Annotated in this window: 19 protein-coding genes; 7 read left to right on the forward strand and 12 right to left on the reverse strand. The window is 36.5% G+C overall.

All coding sequences use genetic code 11. The annotated features are described in order from the left end of the window. Positions 1 to 2 precede the first annotated feature (2 nt). The 4 genes from FLUTA_RS08155 to FLUTA_RS08170 all read left to right on the forward strand — a co-directional run bounded on the left by FLUTA_RS08155 (position 3) and on the right by FLUTA_RS08170 (position 3,386). Positions 3 to 731, forward strand: coding sequence for a hypothetical protein (locus FLUTA_RS08155; RefSeq protein ID WP_013686389.1), 729 nt, complete (start codon positions 3 to 5; stop codon positions 729 to 731). 114 nt (positions 732 to 845) lie between these two features. Next, positions 846 to 1,538 carry an alpha/beta fold hydrolase gene (locus tag FLUTA_RS08160; RefSeq protein ID WP_013686390.1) on the forward strand — a complete coding sequence of 231 codons (693 nt, stop codon included), beginning with the start codon at positions 846 to 848 and terminating at the stop codon, positions 1,536 to 1,538. 19 nt (positions 1,539 to 1,557) lie between these two features. Continuing rightward, positions 1,558 to 2,193, forward strand: a complete 636-nt coding sequence (locus tag FLUTA_RS08165; protein ID WP_013686391.1) for a DsbA family oxidoreductase — start codon at positions 1,558 to 1,560, stop codon at positions 2,191 to 2,193. A 338-nt stretch (positions 2,194 to 2,531) separates the two neighbouring features. Then, positions 2,532 to 3,386, forward strand: coding sequence for a PP2C family protein-serine/threonine phosphatase (locus FLUTA_RS08170; protein ID WP_013686392.1), 855 nt, complete (start codon positions 2,532 to 2,534; stop codon positions 3,384 to 3,386). Positions 3,387 to 3,475: 89 nt separating this feature from the next. Here FLUTA_RS08170 and FLUTA_RS08175 read toward each other — a convergent pair whose 3' ends face one another. The 8 genes from FLUTA_RS08175 to FLUTA_RS08210 form a co-directional block, all read right to left on the reverse strand. Then, the gene (locus FLUTA_RS08175; protein WP_013686393.1) at positions 3,476 to 5,317 is read right to left on the reverse strand and encodes a T9SS type A sorting domain-containing protein; all 1,842 of its coding nucleotides are present in this window, start codon (positions 5,315 to 5,317) and stop codon (positions 3,476 to 3,478) included. Between the two features lie 195 nt (positions 5,318 to 5,512). Next, positions 5,513 to 6,823, reverse strand: coding sequence for a murein hydrolase activator EnvC family protein (locus FLUTA_RS20685; protein ID WP_013686394.1), 1,311 nt, complete (start codon positions 6,821 to 6,823; stop codon positions 5,513 to 5,515). Next, the gene (gene lolB1, locus FLUTA_RS08185; protein WP_013686395.1) at positions 6,798 to 7,673 is read right to left on the reverse strand and encodes a lipoprotein insertase outer membrane protein LolB1; all 876 of its coding nucleotides are present in this window, start codon (positions 7,671 to 7,673) and stop codon (positions 6,798 to 6,800) included. The genes FLUTA_RS20685 and lolB1 overlap by 26 nt, the downstream gene beginning before the upstream one ends. Beyond that, positions 7,654 to 9,360, reverse strand: coding sequence for a tetratricopeptide repeat protein (locus FLUTA_RS08190; RefSeq protein ID WP_013686396.1), 1,707 nt, complete (start codon positions 9,358 to 9,360; stop codon positions 7,654 to 7,656). The genes lolB1 and FLUTA_RS08190 overlap by 20 nt, the downstream gene beginning before the upstream one ends. After that, positions 9,360 to 10,367: a sugar phosphate nucleotidyltransferase gene (locus tag FLUTA_RS08195; RefSeq protein ID WP_013686397.1), complete on the reverse strand. Its 1,008-nt coding sequence runs from the start codon at positions 10,365 to 10,367 to the stop codon at positions 9,360 to 9,362. The genes FLUTA_RS08190 and FLUTA_RS08195 overlap by 1 nt, the downstream gene beginning before the upstream one ends. A gap of 9 nt (positions 10,368 to 10,376) precedes the next feature. Beyond that, the gene (gene dut / locus FLUTA_RS08200; protein ID WP_013686398.1) at positions 10,377 to 10,811 is read right to left on the reverse strand and encodes a dUTP diphosphatase; all 435 of its coding nucleotides are present in this window, start codon (positions 10,809 to 10,811) and stop codon (positions 10,377 to 10,379) included. A 1-nt stretch (position 10,812) separates the two neighbouring features. Next, positions 10,813 to 11,286: a gliding motility lipoprotein GldH gene (locus FLUTA_RS08205; protein WP_169312070.1), complete on the reverse strand. Its 474-nt coding sequence runs from the start codon at positions 11,284 to 11,286 to the stop codon at positions 10,813 to 10,815. Then, positions 11,267 to 12,658: a PSP1 domain-containing protein gene (locus tag FLUTA_RS08210; protein WP_013686400.1), complete on the reverse strand. Its 1,392-nt coding sequence runs from the start codon at positions 12,656 to 12,658 to the stop codon at positions 11,267 to 11,269. Before FLUTA_RS08210 ends, FLUTA_RS08205 begins: the two co-directional genes overlap by 20 nt. Positions 12,659 to 12,828: 170 nt before the next feature. Between FLUTA_RS08210 and FLUTA_RS08215 the strand changes: the two genes are divergently transcribed. Beyond that, a complete protein-coding gene (locus tag FLUTA_RS08215; RefSeq protein WP_013686401.1) occupies positions 12,829 to 13,347 on the forward strand; it encodes an LIC11966 family surface protein in 519 nt (172 codons plus the stop codon). A 3-nt stretch (positions 13,348 to 13,350) separates the two neighbouring features. Here the strand turns inward: FLUTA_RS08215 and FLUTA_RS08220 are convergent, their stop codons facing one another. After that, a complete protein-coding gene (locus FLUTA_RS08220; protein WP_013686402.1) occupies positions 13,351 to 14,466 on the reverse strand; it encodes a DNA polymerase III subunit in 1,116 nt (371 codons plus the stop codon). Between the two features lie 102 nt (positions 14,467 to 14,568). On the opposite strand from FLUTA_RS08220, the gene FLUTA_RS08225 reads away from it, so the two are divergent. Beyond that, positions 14,569 to 15,237 carry a hypothetical protein gene (locus FLUTA_RS08225; protein ID WP_013686403.1) on the forward strand — a complete coding sequence of 223 codons (669 nt, stop codon included), beginning with the start codon at positions 14,569 to 14,571 and terminating at the stop codon, positions 15,235 to 15,237. A gap of 18 nt (positions 15,238 to 15,255) precedes the next feature. Then, positions 15,256 to 15,915, forward strand: coding sequence for a hypothetical protein (locus FLUTA_RS08230; RefSeq protein WP_013686404.1), 660 nt, complete (start codon positions 15,256 to 15,258; stop codon positions 15,913 to 15,915). Positions 15,916 to 15,993: 78 nt separating this feature from the next. Here the strand turns inward: FLUTA_RS08230 and FLUTA_RS08235 are convergent, their stop codons facing one another. The 3 genes from FLUTA_RS08235 to FLUTA_RS08245 all read right to left on the reverse strand — a co-directional run bounded on the left by FLUTA_RS08235 (position 15,994) and on the right by FLUTA_RS08245 (position 17,591). Further along, positions 15,994 to 16,197, reverse strand: coding sequence for a hypothetical protein (locus tag FLUTA_RS08235; protein WP_013686405.1), 204 nt, complete (start codon positions 16,195 to 16,197; stop codon positions 15,994 to 15,996). Beyond that, positions 16,197 to 16,850 carry a hypothetical protein gene (locus tag FLUTA_RS08240; protein ID WP_013686406.1) on the reverse strand — a complete coding sequence of 218 codons (654 nt, stop codon included), beginning with the start codon at positions 16,848 to 16,850 and terminating at the stop codon, positions 16,197 to 16,199. Before FLUTA_RS08240 ends, FLUTA_RS08235 begins: the two co-directional genes overlap by 1 nt. Positions 16,851 to 16,940: 90 nt before the next feature. Next, positions 16,941 to 17,591, reverse strand: a complete 651-nt coding sequence (locus FLUTA_RS08245; protein ID WP_013686407.1) for a hypothetical protein — start codon at positions 17,589 to 17,591, stop codon at positions 16,941 to 16,943. Position 17,592 lies beyond the last annotated feature (1 nt).

Below are 17,592 nucleotides of genomic sequence, written 5' to 3' on the forward strand. Positions count from 1 at the left end.
TTATGAGATTAATTACGTTATCACTTGTAGCATTAGGATTTTTGGTTGGATCTTGTTCATCTGAGCCACCAGTAACCATCAAAAAAGGACAAGAATCTGCTTTTGACGGTCAAAAAATCACAGTTGATTTTAAAGCAAGCACAGTGTTAGTAAATGAAGAAGAACAACAAACACTTGTTGCACCAGAAGGGAAAATCTATTTATTAGTAGATGTGAAAGCTGCAAATGGAGACTATTTTGCTTCGTTGATGGATGGTGAGACCGAATTGGAGAAAGTTGATTTCTTAGTATCTGGTCCTTTCGTGAGAGATCTAGATATCACAACAAGTCCTGATAAAAGTGACTTATACTTAGTGGATATAGCAAATTCAAAGCTGTCAATCAAGATCAAGTCTTACGGTGATGCATCTGCTTCATTGGAAGTTGGAACATTGAAAGATGAAGCAACAGTGAAAGTGAGTGACCGTATGAAATCATTCTTGAATGAGTTTACAGATGGTAGTGGTATTTTGAAAGCTGCTAAAAACTATGTAAAAGAAGGAGTAAATCCATACGACATTACAACTGAAAATGGAGAAGCGATTCTTGGAGATCCTGCAACAGCTGGGCTATCAATTACGAATATCAAAGCTGACGGAACGTATGTTTGTTCTGCAGAACAATGGTACGAAACGATTGAAGTGACATGGGATGGAGATTATATTTCTAAAATTATCGTCACTGTAGAATAAGAGATTAAATAACCAACTCTACTTATAATCGGGCGCTGTAACTCAAGCCAATGCCCAAGTCCGTCTTCTGTTCCCGATTGGGACTGGGAGACGGATTTCTTGTTATCTTCGCGTATGAAAAACTTGATCATTCTTCACGGAGCGTTGGGAGCCAAAATTCAATTTGAACAGTTGGTGCAAAAATTGACTCCGCATTTTAATATTCACACTTTTGACTTTGACGGTCATGGTTCGAAATCTAACGCTGATGGAGATTTTTCTATTGAGCTTTTCGCACAAAATCTGAAAGACTTTATGACTTTCCATGAAATTCACAAACCACTGATTTTCGGGTACAGCATGGGTGGATATGTGGCTCTAAAACTAGAAGGTTTCGAAGCTAATTCGTTTGAAAAAGTAGTAACCTTAGGTACAAAATTTGACTGGAATCCAGTAACTTCTGAAAAAGAAGCAGCAATGTTAAATGCCGAGAAAATAGAAGCGAAAGTACCTGAATTTGCGGCCTATTTGAAATCACTTCATGGAGAAATTGGCTGGAAACTGGTTCTTGAAAGAACGGCAAAAATGATGATGGGGCTTGGAAAAAACCCTTCTTTAAGGCCCTATGATTTTCATCACATTCAAATTCCTGTTCAATTGTTGCGCGGATCAGAAGACACAATGGTCTCAAAATCGGAAACAAAGAATGTTCAGGAATTACTAGCAAATGGAAAGTTTCAAGAAATCGAAAACTGGATGCATCCAATTGATAAAATCTCAGTTGATGAGCTTGCACAAGAATTGTTAAGAGTGTACTTACCTGGGTAAATTGGTTTATTTTTGTAGGATGAAAATTGAAGTTTGGTCGGACATTATGTGTCCATTTTGCTATATTGGTAAAAGACATTTGGAAGCTGCATTAAGTCATTTTCCAGATGAACAATTTGAAATTGAGTGGAAAAGCTTTCAGCTGGATCCAACGATTGTTCCACAACCCAATAAGAACGTTTACGAATATTTGGCCGAACGCAAAGGAATGTCAGTTGAAGAATCCAAACAAATGCATGCTGGAGTAGTTGCTCGAGCAGCAGAAGTAGGCCTCGATTATCATTTTGAAAAAGCGGTTATTTCAAACTCGTTTCAAGCACATCGATTGATTCAATTGGCTAAAACAAAAGGTTTGGGTGATGCCGTTGAAGAAACGTTTTTCAAAGCGTATTTTACAGATGGAAGAGATTTGAATGATGCAGATACATTGATGGAGTTGTGTGTTGGAGTTGGATTGAACCCTCTAGATATTAAAGATGTTTTGGCAGATGAAAGGTTATTTGCAAGTGCTGTGAATAATGATATTTCAGAAGCACAACAAATTGGAGTTCGGGGTGTTCCTTTCTTTGTGTTCGACCGAAAATATGCGGTTTCAGGAGCTCAGCCAATTGAGCAGTTTGAAGAAACGATTAAAACGGTGCTGGAAGCAAAATAAGTTTCCAGATTTTAACGCAACTAATTGAAAAACAAAATTTTGTATTAGTTTTGAATATGCGATTCGTACTATTGAGAATTGCCAATTTGAGGAAATTGAAAAAGAACCACGCCAATATCAATATAAAGAACAATTATTCTACTCAAAAAGTAGATTAATTGAAAATTTGATTAGTTTTGTTTTGTGAATTTCACTTCTACATATCGAAATTTTGCGGGTCACGTCATGTGGCGAATGCGATTTATGCCCCATTTTTGTAGGGTCTAAATGCATATAGAGGCTGTTGAACCTCTTAAAATTCTTCAACAAACAATCTTTTTCAATTTTATTTTTTAGTCATGGACACACTCGTTTTGGATGAGGTAGTTCAGATAGCAGAGCCCAATCTGGTATCCGCAGAATTTGCCAATCGAATTAATTATTTGGAAGAACAAGCAAAAACGTTACAAGAAAGTATGCGTTATGCAGGAAGTTTGCAACGTAGTATTTTGCCAAACGAACGCATTTTCCAAAATGTATTTTCCGATGCTTTTGTTATTTTTCAACCAAAAGATATCATTAGCGGAGATTTCTATTGGATTTTCCAACATCACGATGAGGTGTATTTTGCGGTAGGTGACTGCACAGGACACGGTGTTCCTGGTGCGATGGTTAATATTGCTGGAAATGCATTGTTGCGTCAAATTATCCGATTGGAAGGCTTATCCGATCCGGCAAAAATTGTTGAATTATTGGATCAAGAATTAACGAGTTTGTTCAACGAACATTTAACGGAAGGAACCACCAGAGATGGGATGGATTTGGTGTTTTGTAAGTTTAATTTGTCTCAAATGAAAGGCTCTTTTTGTGGTGCAGGAAGACCAATGATTCTTATTCGAAATGGTCAATTGGTTGAATTTAAAAAAGGATTGGACTCTATTGGCCATACTTCCAAAGAGTCGAAAGAATATGAAACCATTCATTTTGGATTGGAAAAAGGGGATCAATTTTACTTGTTCTCAGATGGATATACGGATCAGTTTGGTGGTGAAAATGTGAAGAAATTTAACCGTCAACGATTCCGAAATTTGTTGTCTTCAATCACGGATTTTGATTTGGAAAAACAGAAATCAGAGCTGATTTTTCATTACAATAATTGGAAAGGAAAACAGGAACAAGTGGATGATATTTGTGTAGTTGGAATCAGAATTTAAATAAATGATCAATTATGAATTATCAAGGAAGAAATTCAAATGAGCATCTTCCTTGATAATTAAATCACTTATAATTGATAATTACTCTTTTAGCGAACAATCAATTTGTAATTTTCGTCATTCAAGTGAATCCAATACATCCCAGATTCGAACGATTGGGTATCTAATAAGTAAATATCTTCTGACCCCAATGTCTTTTCAAAAATGACTTGTCCAACTGCGTTGTAAACGGCAATCCGCGAAATTGGCTCGTCTGAAGCAATAGTCACCATTCCTTTATCCGTAGGGTTTGGATAAATCTTCACTTGGTTCATTTTACTGCTGTTATTGATTGAGCGAATGTCTGAGAAATCAAATGCTCCATTCTGATCAACTTGTTTTAATCGGTAATAAGAAATCCCAACGAGTGGCATTTTATCTGTCAATTTATAATCAACCAATGTTTGGCTATTTCCTTGAGCAGTAACAGTTCCAATAGTCGTCCAATTTTCACCGTCAGCAGATCTTTGTACATCAAAATAGCTGCTATTGAATTCGCTAGCAGTTTGCCAATTCAATTCCACTTGACGATTCATTAAGGTTGCATCGAAAGAAACGATTTCCACTGGAAGTGGACTCACCGTAAAGTCTTTGGTAGCAAGCGTGTAATAACCATCTAAAGTCAAACTTTGATTGATAAAATTGATCTGATCACCGATAATTGAGTTTGCAGCAGCAATTTCTGTCCACGGTCCAAATTGGTTTGGTCGGTAGATTAAAATGTAATTCGAAGTAACTCCTAAATTCACTCCAGCCATTCCGCCATCACTCATATCGAAAGTCATATTTGTTGTGTTTACAGCTCCAGTGTTGGTGATATCAATGTACCAGATACGTTGCCAACGAGAAATATTTGTTCCACTAATTCCAGCAACGTCAGTAGTGATTTCACTATTCGTTAAAAAGGCGTGTCCAGCAATGATGTAATCATTATTATCTAAACCAGATATCGATTGAATTCCCATTCCTGCTGATGTAGAAGGAGCGAATTGCGAATTTGTAGCACCAGTAGCATCTCGTCCAATACCTGCTACATTACGATCGTAGTTTCCATTTCCGGGATTATCTCCAAAATATAAATCATTGGATGTTAGAGGAATATCGTATTTGGCAGATAGGTGATTGTTAATGATGATTCGTTGTGCATCGTTTACTTTTGTGCGGTACATGATGATTTCTGAAATGTAGCCATTAAATGCTCTTGGATCGCCAGAGTGTGTTGCTCCAATTAATAGGGGGGAGTTTTTATCTGGAACATTTGCACTGTTTTCAGTACTTGTTGTTTGCAAAACTTCCTGCTCGAAAATAGTGGAACGTTGAGCAGCTAATGCTGTTCCGTCATAAAAAATATCGTATATTTTGTTGGTGTTGATTGTACTGACGACGCTATTTGAAAAACGGTTGTTATCGTTGTCAATATCCACAAATAATCTGTTTCCAGTGTAATAAAAAAGCATAAATGCTTGTTCGTTTCCTACATTATTGCGTTTACTGATAATGGATTGGGCATCCCCAAATCCTTTCATTCGAGTTACAGTGAAAAAGCTATATGCACTTGTGTTGTCAAAAATGGAATTATCGGGTGTGATTAGATAGTCGTTTTGACCACTTGAACCGTTATTATCGAATTCTACAGATGGAAATCCATTCATCAAAGAACTGACAAATAATGGCTGTTGGTTTGTTGTAGTTTGATTCAATACGATTCCATTCCCAGATTGATCATTCCAACTAGAAATAGGAGCGCCATTCGTCATGGTGCTTGTTCCTGCATCAGCTTTTAACCAGAGTACATTTGTTGATGGAGTACCAACACCTGCTGGGCCAGTTTGACCGAAACAAGAAAATACAAATAAATTAACGAGGAGAGTTAAGGAGAGAAAGTTGTACATATACCAATAAACATTATAAATCTTACTGGAATAGTGGTTTATCTTACGCGGTACAAAACTACATTAAATAACTGAGTTGAAGGTTCATAAAAGACGTTAAATGAATTAAATCTATCGTTGAGTTAGTATGCGTGTATTGTGATAGAGTATTTAACAGCTTGTAAGAGGGAGAAAACAAAACGATTTGCTAAAAGACTATTGTGCCAACCATAAGGAAGGATTAATTCGCTGTACATTTCCCTCCACTACTTGATGAATTTCAAAATGGGATGTCGATAAATTTCCTTCTTCATCAGCAAGCAAAGAACCAATCGATTGTTTTGAACTCACTTTTTCGCCTACAGAAACATAAACCTCCTGCAGGTTACTATATACGGTGCGATATGTTCCGTGTTTCACAATAATTACTTTACCAGCTCCTGGAATATTTAACACACTGGTTACTTCCCCATCAAAAACTACGCGCACTTGTGCATTTTTTGGTGCACCAATATCAACTCCGTTATTGTTTGTAAAAACGTTGGGCAAAGTTGGATGTGCATTTTTACCGTAATTCTCAGTAATTGATCCTTTGGCTACTGGCCAAGGTAATTTCCCTCTATTTGACTCGAAACTTTTACCCAGAGCAATGTTTTCCTTCGTATCTGTAAATACTACTTCTTTTGAAGGAGCTGTAGTAGTTGTCGTTTTTGAAGGCGTTGTAGATGTGGTTGTAGTTTTTGATGCTAAAGCTGCTTTTTTCTCCGCTTCTTTGCGCGCTTTTGCTTCTGCGTCTGCAATTTCTTTTTCGATGGCAAGTTTGATTCGACGCTTCAACTCCGATTTTTGTCGCTCTTGTTCTTTTAAATCCGATAATAACGAATTTTCGTCTTTTCGCAATTTCTCCAAGGCAAGTTGTTTGTTGGTTTTGTCTTTTTCAATCTCTTTCTTTTCTACAATTTTTTCATCCAACAACACTTTTTTGTGTTCTTTTTCCTTCTTAATGGTACTAATTTCTTTGTGAATCGTTTTTTCGTTTTGGAGGATAACTTTAAACTGTTTTTGTTGAATTTCGGATAGTCTTTTTAAATAAGAAGTTCGCTTCACTGCTTCAAAATAATTCGAAGAGGAAAAAACAAACATCATTTTGGCTGATTTGTTTCGATGTTTATAAGCGTAGATTAGGAGTTTTTTGTATTGCTCTTTTAAACGAATTAGTCTGCTTTCCAATTCCTTTATTTGTTCTCCTTTAGAAGAAATAGTTAATTCAGCACTTCGTATTTGATTGTCAAAATTTCGAACCAATAATTCGCGGTTTTTCACTTGATTCTCAATCAATTTAAGTTCATTCAATGATGATTCAGTGCCTTTCTTTACTTTGTCCAATAGCGATTTGGTAGTGGAAAGTTTCTTTTCCAACTTATTTTGCTCCGCTTGTAACTGATCGCTTTTCTTTTGCGCCCAAAGAGTGCTTCCTACAAAGAGTAGAATAACAAAAAGACTATTTTTTAGTACTGCATTCACCATACTCTTCCGGTATTACAAAGTAAATTTCCTGAGGTGTATTAATTTCTGTTTTATCATAATCCATTGTTAGAACGATATGATTTCGTGCAGTTACAATATCAATGACAACTTCTTTTGGCAATAAGTAGGTATCCACCGTATCTCGGCTGAAATAATCAACAACGATATGGGTTGTGTCATCTGGGCTATCGATTACTAATTTCTGGATGCTTTTCAAAGAAGGATCGATGTAATAACGGATGAGTACGTTGTTATCTTCGTCGTCATTTTCGTTGCGATCTTTTTTGAGTTGTAAAATTCCATCCCTATCATATTTTATTTTCGTTTCTTTTTTGATAACTCTTTTGCGGTGAGAAGAAATGATGTAGTTGTAAGGATCGTTTATTAGGAAATAACGCTGAGCTGTATCGTAGGCTACGGGTAAACCAAGTAATAATTCTTCCACGTTTTTATAATCAAAATCAACACCGAATGATTCTTTGATGAAATTCATGTTTGAACGAATGACACATTTATCTTTCCGATTTGAAATGATGAGAGAATCTGACCGAATGATGGAGTTTACGAATGGAATTCCGAGATAGGTTATCAATGGGTTGATAATACTATCTTTTATACAACGAACAGATGTTTTAAAACTAATTCTGCGATTTGTATCTGAAAAATTACATTTGATTTTTGTATAAAACGAATTGGGACGCAAAACGGTAAGACTATCCATGACATGAACAAGCTCTGCTAATTTCCTTTTTTCTAATTTGATGGGTTTATCTGCAACAGGTCTTCTCGCACATGACCCAAGTACGATTAATACTGCTAGTCCAAGCCATTTAATATTCCGGATCGACATACGATTTTGATTGTATTTTTTTAGTAAGTAATTTGTTTTTTGATCCTAGTGAAAGTGCTTTTTTCCAGTATTCCAAGGCTTTGCTAATATCTCCTAATTTGAAGAATGCGTCGCCTAAGTGTTCGGTGTAGTTTTTATTTTCTTTATCCAGTTCATCTGCAATTACAAACTGTTCCAATGCTCCTTTAAAGTTCCCTTTCTTGAATAAAATTATTCCTTTCGTATCAATAAAAGAAGCAACTTTGGGACTTGACATCAATACTTCGTCAATTAATTTTTCTGCTTTTATTAAATCAGTATTTGAAAGGGCTAATCGCATCGCATAATTGTTCTTCGTCAATAAATTGGTAGGATCAATGGATACTGCTTTTTCATAAGATTCAATTCCTTCTTTGTTTTTCTTCAACCCGAAAAGCGCATCTCCTTTTTGTGCAAAAAACTCAGATTCCATCGCAGGATCATTTACAACCAATTCTTTGCCCATATCTGCTGCATCAATTGCTTCTTGAAAATGATCTAATTGTACACAAGCGATTGTATAAAGTAATTGCACAGACGAAATAGTTGGAAACAAAGCACTACAAGCTCGAGCATCTTTGTATAAATCATCAAACTTCAACAATTCATACTCCAACATTAAAACTTGATTCCAAATAGGGAATTTGTTTTGTTCAAAAGTTAGTGCACTTTTATATGCCGCCAAACCAGCTTCTTTCTCATTGTTTTTTAATAACAAATCACCTTTTACTGAATATCCTTTCGCATCAGTTGGATAATTGGCAATGATTAAATCCGCTAATTCGATTAGTTCTTTGTCAACAACAGGCTGTTTTTCATACATTTCTAACACGATAGACATTTTAGTGTCGATATCAACTCCTGTTCCTTGAAAACCAGCAATGAAATATTTATAAGCTTCTGGTTTGTTTAATTGACGGTAAAACAAATCGCCCAAAGCAATATTGGCTCTCACATTACTGGGATCATTTTTAACCAATTCCACCAACATATTTTGCGCTTTTGAAACTTCTCTTTTGGAAAAATAATAATCTACCAAGGTTCCAATTAAGCTCAATTCATCTGGAAAAACTGTTCGTGCTTTTTCAATTTCAGCGATTGCTTTCTCATCTTGTTTTAAGGAGAGGTATAATTCAAACTTCTGAATGGATAAATCAGGCAGAACACCCAATTGATCTTCCATTTTGTCCAACGAATTAATAGCTTCTGTTTGACGATTCAACCGCTTCAATAAATCGGCATGTGCAAATAACCAATCTACATTTGCGGGTTGTGCTTTTACCATTTTAGCAAAGCATTTTTCCGACTCCACAAACTTCCCTTGATTGTAATACATGTATCCCAATTCTTGAGTATACCAAATATTGTTGGGATCCAATTTAGAAGCCATCTCTGTATATTGAGTGGCCTTTGTTTTATTGTCTATTTGCAAATAGCATTGACTCAACCCAAAAGCTGCGGCATCATCTGTTGGTCGAATAACCAAACAAGAATCAAAAGCTTGAATTGCATTGGTTGTTTGTCCTTTTAACTTGTAACGCAACGCATTGTGAAAGGTCTGAATATAAGCCAAGTCATTTTGTGAATTGGTGTTTTCAGTCACTACTTTTTTTGTCCCACAAGCGGGGAGGAGAAAAACAAGGATGCTGAAGTAAAGGAGTTGTTTCATTAGCTAATAATTGAATAGTCGCTTAAGCTCAAATCTCGAGCCAAACCTTTATACTTAGAATGTGAACCAAGCATGGAGTCTTTCAAGTTCGCATCAATAATGATTGAATTTTGTTGTAAAATACTGTTTTTAATAATAGAATTGGTCACCATAGACCCTTTTCCAAGAGACACATGCGGACCAACTACGGAGTTTTCTAGAATGACATCCTTCCCAATATAACAAGGGGGAATAATAATTGAATTCAAGACTTTGGCTGAATCATCTACCAAGTCGAGACCTTTTTCATAATCATATTCCAGCACTCGTTGATTCGTAATAACAGTCACTTCTTTGTTTCCACAATCTAACCATTCATCTACTTCTCCTGGCTTAAAACGTTTTCCTTTTTCAGTCAGTCTGCGCAAAGCATCAGGAAGTTGATATTCACCACTCTTTATGATGCCGTTTTCTACCAAATAGTTTAATTCGTCTCTTAATGCTAAACCGTCTTTGAAGTAGTATATACCAATCATTGCTAAATCGGAAACAAATTCTTTGGGTTTTTCTACGAAATCGATAATATCTCCATTTTCGTTCATTTTGACCACCCCAAAATTACTTGGATCTTCAATTTGTTTTACCCAGAGAATTCCATCGGCATTTGGGTCAATGGTGAAATTTGCACGAAATAGGGTATCTGCAAAAGCAACAACAACAGGTCCGTCCAATAATTTTTCAGCACATAAAACTGCGTGAGCAGTACCTAGTGGTTTATCCTGATAGAAAATGGTTCCTTTTGCTCCTAATTTTTCAGCTACTTTGATCAGTTCGTTTTCAATTTCAATCCCGAAATCGCCAATAACGAACCCAATTTCTTCAATCGGTTCGTTACAAACAGCAGCAATGTCTTCTACCAAACGGTGCACAATTGGTTTTCCACCAACTGGAACAAGCGGTTTGGGAACTGTTAAAGTATGTGGTCTTAGTCGGCTACCACGCCCCGCCATTGGAACGATAACTTTCATAGTTTGAATTTAATTTTTTCCTGTACTTCCAAAACCACCTTCTCCGCGGCTAGTTTCTGAAAGTTCATTTGTTTGATTCAATGTTGCCTGTATAAAAGGCGCTACAACCATTTGGGCTACTCGATCACCAGTCTCAATAAGGACATCTTCTTGTGAAAGATTGATCAATAAAACGCCAATTTCACCGCGGTAATCGGCATCAATGGTTCCTGGAGAATTCAAAACAGTAACTCCTTGTTTGAATGCAAACCCACTTCGAGGTCTAATTTGCACCTCAAAACCACTTGGAATTTCCAGATACAATCCTGTTGGAATTAAGCGTCTTTCTAATGGTTTTAGTGTTACTGATTCACTCAAAAAAGCACGAATATCTAAACCAGCAGAATCTACTGTTGCATAGTGTGGCAACTCATTGTTTGATTGATTGATGACTTTGATTTCCATGTTATTTTTGATTTGAATCTTTGGTTACAGCATAGCTGATATCTAAGATGTTTTTGGCACTTTGTTCGGTAATTCCTTGCTCGAAAGTGAAAATATAATCTCCTTTTTGAGGAAATTTTCGATGCTTGAAATATACGGTATTTTCTACAATCGTTCCTGATGTTTCTCCAATCCAAGAACCATCAGGATGCGCGATCTTTATCTCGAAAGGCTCTCTTCCAATTTGACCTTTTGGTGATTTGGAACGAATGAAAAACCACAAATTGTTGAAAGCATAGTCAGTCGTAGTACGAATCGTGATTTGAATATTGTAAAACGAAGTTGTGTCAGGGATATTCACCTTAAAAACGGGTTTCACATCCTGCTCCCAAGAATTGTTCTTGAAAGAATATGATTTATTGTAAACTGGTGCTTCCCCACAAGCGCAGAGAAGCAACAATAAAACAAATATCCAACTATTTTTCAGTGCCTTCATTTCCTCCATTTGGTTTACGTGGTGGTCTCCGACGATTATTTTTGCGTTTAGCAGGATTTGCCTGACCTTCGGCCGTATTCTCACCTGGATTAACCACTTTCGCTTCAACAGGTTTATTTGCCTGTGGCTGTGGGGGTCTATTCTGTGGTTTATTTGGCTGTTGTGGTCTTGGTTTTGGCGGCTGAGCTGGTCTAGGAGCCGTATTTACTGCTTCACCTTCCGCGCGTGGTCCAGCTGGTTTTTTCTTCTTGCGTTTTTTGTTTTTGCTTCCAAATGTATTGTCGAAACGATTTAAGGAATCCTGTCCTACAACATTGTCGTAATCGGGTTCTTTGCGGGTAACTACATGCGTGTCAAAATCTTTCAAATCCGCCGTTTTTTTACCAGCTTTGTTGACTTTAATGATTTCTTGAACGCGTTCTGGAGAAAGCGCAACCAAACCTACACCGTGAGAAGCTTCACCTTCATACATGTACCAAAGCTGACGTTTAAAAACATCTGTTTTGATGTGGAAAGCCGTTCCTTTTTCGGTTTGTAATTTCACTTCCGTACTTGGGAATGATTTAATCGATTCCAAATACATATCCAATTCGTAGTTCAAACAGCATTTTAACTTACCACATTGACCAGCTAATTTTTGCGGGTTCAGTGATAGTTGTTGATAGCGCGCTGCAGATGTTGAAACGGAACGGAAATCTGTTAACCAAGTTGAGCAACATAATTCTCTTCCACAAGAACCAATTCCACCCAATCTTTGAGCTTCTTGTCTAGATCCAATTTGACGCATTTCTACGCGAATCTTGAATTGATCTGCCATGTCTTTAATCAACTGGCGAAAATCAACGCGTCCTTCTGCGGTGTAATAAAAGGTTGCTTTGGATAAATCTCCTTGGTATTCAACGTCCGAGATTTTCATCTCCAAGCCAATGTTTACAGCTAAAGTTCGTGCTTGAAACATGACTTCAGATTCCAACGCACGGGCTTGACCCCATTTATCAATATCTTCTTGCGTTGCAATACGCAAAATCTTTTTAGTCTCCATCGGTTTTAAACCGGGAGATTTCTTTTTGACCTGAATTCTGGCTAATTCACCTATAACAGAAACAACCCCAATATCAAATCCTGGGCTAGCTTCCACTGCTACCACATCACCTACTTGAAGTGAGAGGTTTTTCGCATTTCTGTAAAATGTCTTGCGACTATTTTTAAAGCGAATTTCAAGTATATCATAGGGCGTTTGACCAGCTGGAAGTTGCATATTTGCCAACCAATCGAAAACACCTAGTTTATTACATCCACCAGAACTACAGGTCCCGTTATTTTTGCAGCCACGTGGCGTACCACCTCCGCTACTACACGAGGAACATCCCATAGTTTTCTAATTTGATGTAAAAATACGAAAATTAAAATAGGAGATTTGTATTTTTAAGAGTACTTCACAACAGTAAGTTGTGAATAGCGAAATCTGAACGAAAATTGCTGGATTCTAGTGAAATTCAATTTATTCATTTATTTTCGGTCACAATTTTAAAATTGCCAATTATGAAGTTTGTATTCCTTTTTTGTAGTATGTCATTAGCACTGTTTATGGTTTCTTGTAACCAGAACAACGATAAAAGAAAATCATTTAATGATGTAGTTGAGTATAATGATTTCATTGTGGACCATATTGAGAAAGTAAATGCGGTTTACACGCAAGCATTAGATACGAGTTTAAGTATTGAGGAAGCATTGAAAGCTTGTGATGAATTGACTCAGTTATGCGAGAAGTCGACTTTAGAATTGAAAAATATTCAACCATTTGATGGGGATAGCTCGTTAACGATGCAAACACTACAGTACTTTCAGTACATGAAAGTGAATGGAAATACTAAAATCACCCATTTTTTAAATTTGGAGGATCGATACCTGAAATCTGATTTTACGGATGAGGAAGCTTTGATTGGTGAGATTGAAGCTGCGATAGGCAAAATCAACTTGGAGCAGGAGATTGAAAGTGAAAAGGTGAATGTGGTTCAGAAAAAATTTGCCACAAAGCACGATATGTTAATACTAAACTAGCTTTTAAGCGCGATGAATAAATCGCATCACTTGAAAACAAACCTGAGTGAAAAGTAATTTTCCGTAGGCATTTCTGTCTAAATGGTAATGAGCGTCGTTAAAAATTTCCATGAAATCAAGTGCGTTGTTATTGGAAATAAAACGCGCAAAATTATTTAAAAAAGCAGCTTCTTCCTGAGAAACACGAGTTAGCATATCTTGCGTGTAATTTTTCAATAAACTTTGTCGAACCATGTGCAAAGCATATTGAACAAACTGTTTTTGACCTTCTCGTGAAAGAGCAGAAACCTGTTCCGACCAATCAAGCATTCCATTGACATCTTTTTTGAAGCAAACCCGCATCAGTTGAATAAACAACTCCCGAAACAAATTTGCTTCGCTTTGATCGCCCATTATTTGCTGCGCATCAATCAAATTTCCGTTGCTTCGTGCGGCAATACTTTCAGCTAATTGTCGTGTAATTCCGCTATTTTCAACTACCTGTTGAATGACATCCATTGGATAAGAAGAAACCCGCAAGATTTGTGTTCTAGATCGAATGGTGATTAATAGCTTATCTGGATCATCAGTAACCAATAAAAACAAGGTTTTTGCTGGTGGTTCTTCTAAGATCTTTAATAATTTATTGGCACAAGTTGGATTCATTTCTTCCGCCATCCAAATCAACATCACTTTGTATCCGCCTTCGTAAGATTTCAAGGCCAATTTTTTCACAATCTCCAAACTTTCTTCCGTCCCGATAATAGGTTTTCGCTCCTTGTCATCTATTCGTTTGGTCCAATGATATAAGTCAAAAATGGGTTGTTCTTTGATTTGAGTTCGCCAAAGCGGTAGAAGTGGGTTGGTTATTTTTGAAAGAGTTTGAACCGTTGGAAATGAAAAATGCAAATCAGGATGTTGTAAGTCATCTACTTTTTTACACGAAGCACATTTTCCACAGCTATCCTTTTCTCCTTTGTCTTCACAGAAAATATACTGAATAAATGCAAGTGCAAGTGGAAGAGTTGCGTGGCCAGATTTCCCAGCAAATAACTGAGCATGACTAATTTTACCTCCTTTGACTTCTTCGATCAAATGAGATTTTAGTTCTTCTTGTCCAGGTATTGAATTGAATTGCACGGCATAAAGTTAAAGTTTCTGGCTACAAGAAGTGGTAAAAAATGTATAAAAATATTGTAGAACAGTTCAAAGTTTATACCTTGGAGGAACAAATTTGATTTTATGAAGTCACTCTTTTTTTTAGTTCTAACAGTTACATGTTTTTTACCAACCCATTTTTGGGCACAGGAAGTAAAAGTTACAGATGAGGTTATTCAATTTTCCAGCGGAATTCACGAAGCAGTAGTAGTTACTATTCCATTTGGAAAACGGGAAGCTGTTGAAGCTCAATTGAAATCGGAGTTGAAAAGCTGGAAAGGAAAGTTGAGTATAACAGGCGACGAATATGTGGTCATCCAAGGTAGATTAAAGGCCATGGGAGATAAGCGCCACGATACTCATGCAAAGATTATTGAATCGGTAAATGAGATTAAAGTGGCATTTGCCGTTGATTTGGGTGGAAAATTTGTGAACAGAATGGATCATCCAACTGAATACAAACACATTTATGAACGAGTGAGACTTTTTGGAAACAAAGCTTCTGCAGCAAGTGTTCAAGTAGATCTTGATACGGATAAAAAAGCGTTAAAGTCGCTGGAGAAGGAAGAAAAGAAACTCGAAAAGGAAATAGCAAGTTCTAAAAAAGATGTTGAAAATTACCAGAAAAAAATTGTCGAGTCTGAAAAAAAGATTCAAACAAAGCAAACTGAATTGACTGCAAAACAAGCCGAAATAAAGACACAAAATGCGCAAATAACAGATCGCAAAAAGACGGTCAAAAAATTGAAATGATTTAATCCTACATAATACATGAAACAATTAACACTTTTCGTAGCAACATTACTAACTACATGGGTAGTTGGACAAGAGATAAAAACTTCTAATGAGAAAATAAGTTTTTCGCACGGATCATTCGACGCAATTGTTGTAAATATTCCTTATGGAAACAAAGACATTATTGAAAAAGAATTGAAGTCTGAGATGAAAGATTGGGGTGGAAAATACAACAGCTCAAAAGATGAGTACACCACCAAACAATCGAAAATCAAAGCAATGGGAGACAAGTACTTTGATGGATATGCCAAAATTATCGAAAGTGGAGGGGAGTTTAAAGTTGCTTTTGCAGTTGATTTGGGTGGAGCATACATGACACATGGCGAACATCACGAGCAACACAAGGCTATTCAGGAAAGAGTGAAAAAATTTGCACAAGCTGCCGCAAAATCAAGTGTAGAGGGTAAAATAGACCTTGAAGCCAAAGCATTGAAAAAATTGAATGGCGAGAAAGAAGATTTGTTGAAAGACATTGAAAGATCTAAAAAAGATATCGAAGATTACAAGAAAAAAATCGCGGAATCGGAGCAAAAAATAAAAGACAACGAGTCTGCAACATCCAAGAAAGAGGGCGAAATTGGAGCTCAAGCAACGAAATTAGAAGAAGCACAAGGGTTGCTCAAGAAAATTAAGTAAGAATTCAAACATTTGAAAGCGTCGTTAATCAGAAGATTGGCGACGCTTCTTTTTTATATCTGAGCGATTTCTCGAAGGTTAGTAGTTTATATCAACCGTTTTTACTGCCTTATTTCCTCCTGGCAAACCTGCCGTTGATTTTAGTAATTTCAGTTCCATCCCAGAAATACCCTCTCCGGTAACAGGATTTAGAACACGCCCTTTAGCTGTGTCGGTTTTTCCAAACTTGGTGCAGGAATTAACTGTATTTAGTAATATGAAAAGTGCCAGCAAGAATCTCATCAGTAATTGATTGTTTGAATGTTATCCTGATTTGGAAGAATTTCAAAATTAACGTCATACTCATTTGAAACTCCATTTCTAATCACCGTATAATGGGTATAAACAGTCCCCATTGGAGCTTGTGAAAAACTAGAATTATATCCACCACAACCTGTCAAAACCCAATCGATCGCCAAGAATGATCCAACTTGATTTGTTCTTCTGATTATTATCGTGTCATTGGCTCCTTGACAATTAATATTGTTGACAACTATCTTATAATTTCCATAAGGAACCATTTCATAATCCAAATGGTTTCTTTTCCCTTTTTTAACTAATTCTGATCCCGTATGTCCAAAACCGACCCACCCAATAGGATAATAATCCAAATTGTTTAATCGAATCCAAACATGATTGAATGGTGTTGACAAATGCTCCATTTTGTAATATCCGTTGGCATCTGTAGTTGTAGTTTGGAGGGTTTTGGAATCAGTTCCCAATGGATCTTTGGAATCTAATTTACTCCGATACAACCGAATGGGAATGTTTGGTATTCCTTCACCGGTGATAGGATTGTAGACCCGCCCGTCTACATAGACATTCTTGCCAAACTTAGTGCAGGTGCTTAACAAGAAAATAAATAAAGTTCCAATGAATAAAACACCTAATTTCATATTACCACCAGTTTTTGTTGCTGCCAAGCATTCTTCCCAATATTAACAAACCTTTGAAAAATCTGAATCATTATTGTACAAAACAGGGTCTTAATATTCAAAAACCCATTCATGATATCCACCTTCAGTGATATATATGCTATCACTAAATGCTGTTACTACATTATTTTTCTTGTAATATCCACTTATATAGTACCAGCCCATTGGAAATTTGTAATATCCAGAATTAAAATCAACACATCCCGAATAAATTACGTCAACATCAGATATATTAGAAATATTTGATATTTGATATTTTCTATTAAAAAAAAGTGTGTCTGATTGATTAAAACAAGATGTGTTTTTTATTGTTTGTTTCAAATATCCATACGGAACTACTCCAAAATCAACATGTTTTTTTTTGCCCTTTTTGATAACCGTTGGAGTTTGTCCCTCTACTAAAATGTACCCCCCTTCAACTCCCTTACCAAGCTGTATGTAAACTGTATTAAAAGGTGTGGATAAATGCTCTGCTTTGTAGTAGCCATTGGCATCGGTGGTAACTTCTTTCAGAGTTTTTGAAGCCGTTCCAACTGGATCTCCCCAACTAACCTGACCCCGATAAAGTCTCAAAGAAACATTTGGAACAGGTTCACCCGTAATGGCATTACGAACATACCCATCTACATAGACGTTTTTGCCTAATTTGGTACAGGAAGTTAAGGCCAAAAATATTCCGATGATATTAAAGACAAAACGCATA

Source organism: Fluviicola taffensis DSM 16823 (assembly GCF_000194605.1).
Taxonomy (GTDB): Bacteria; Bacteroidota; Bacteroidia; order Flavobacteriales_D; family Crocinitomicaceae; genus Fluviicola; species Fluviicola taffensis.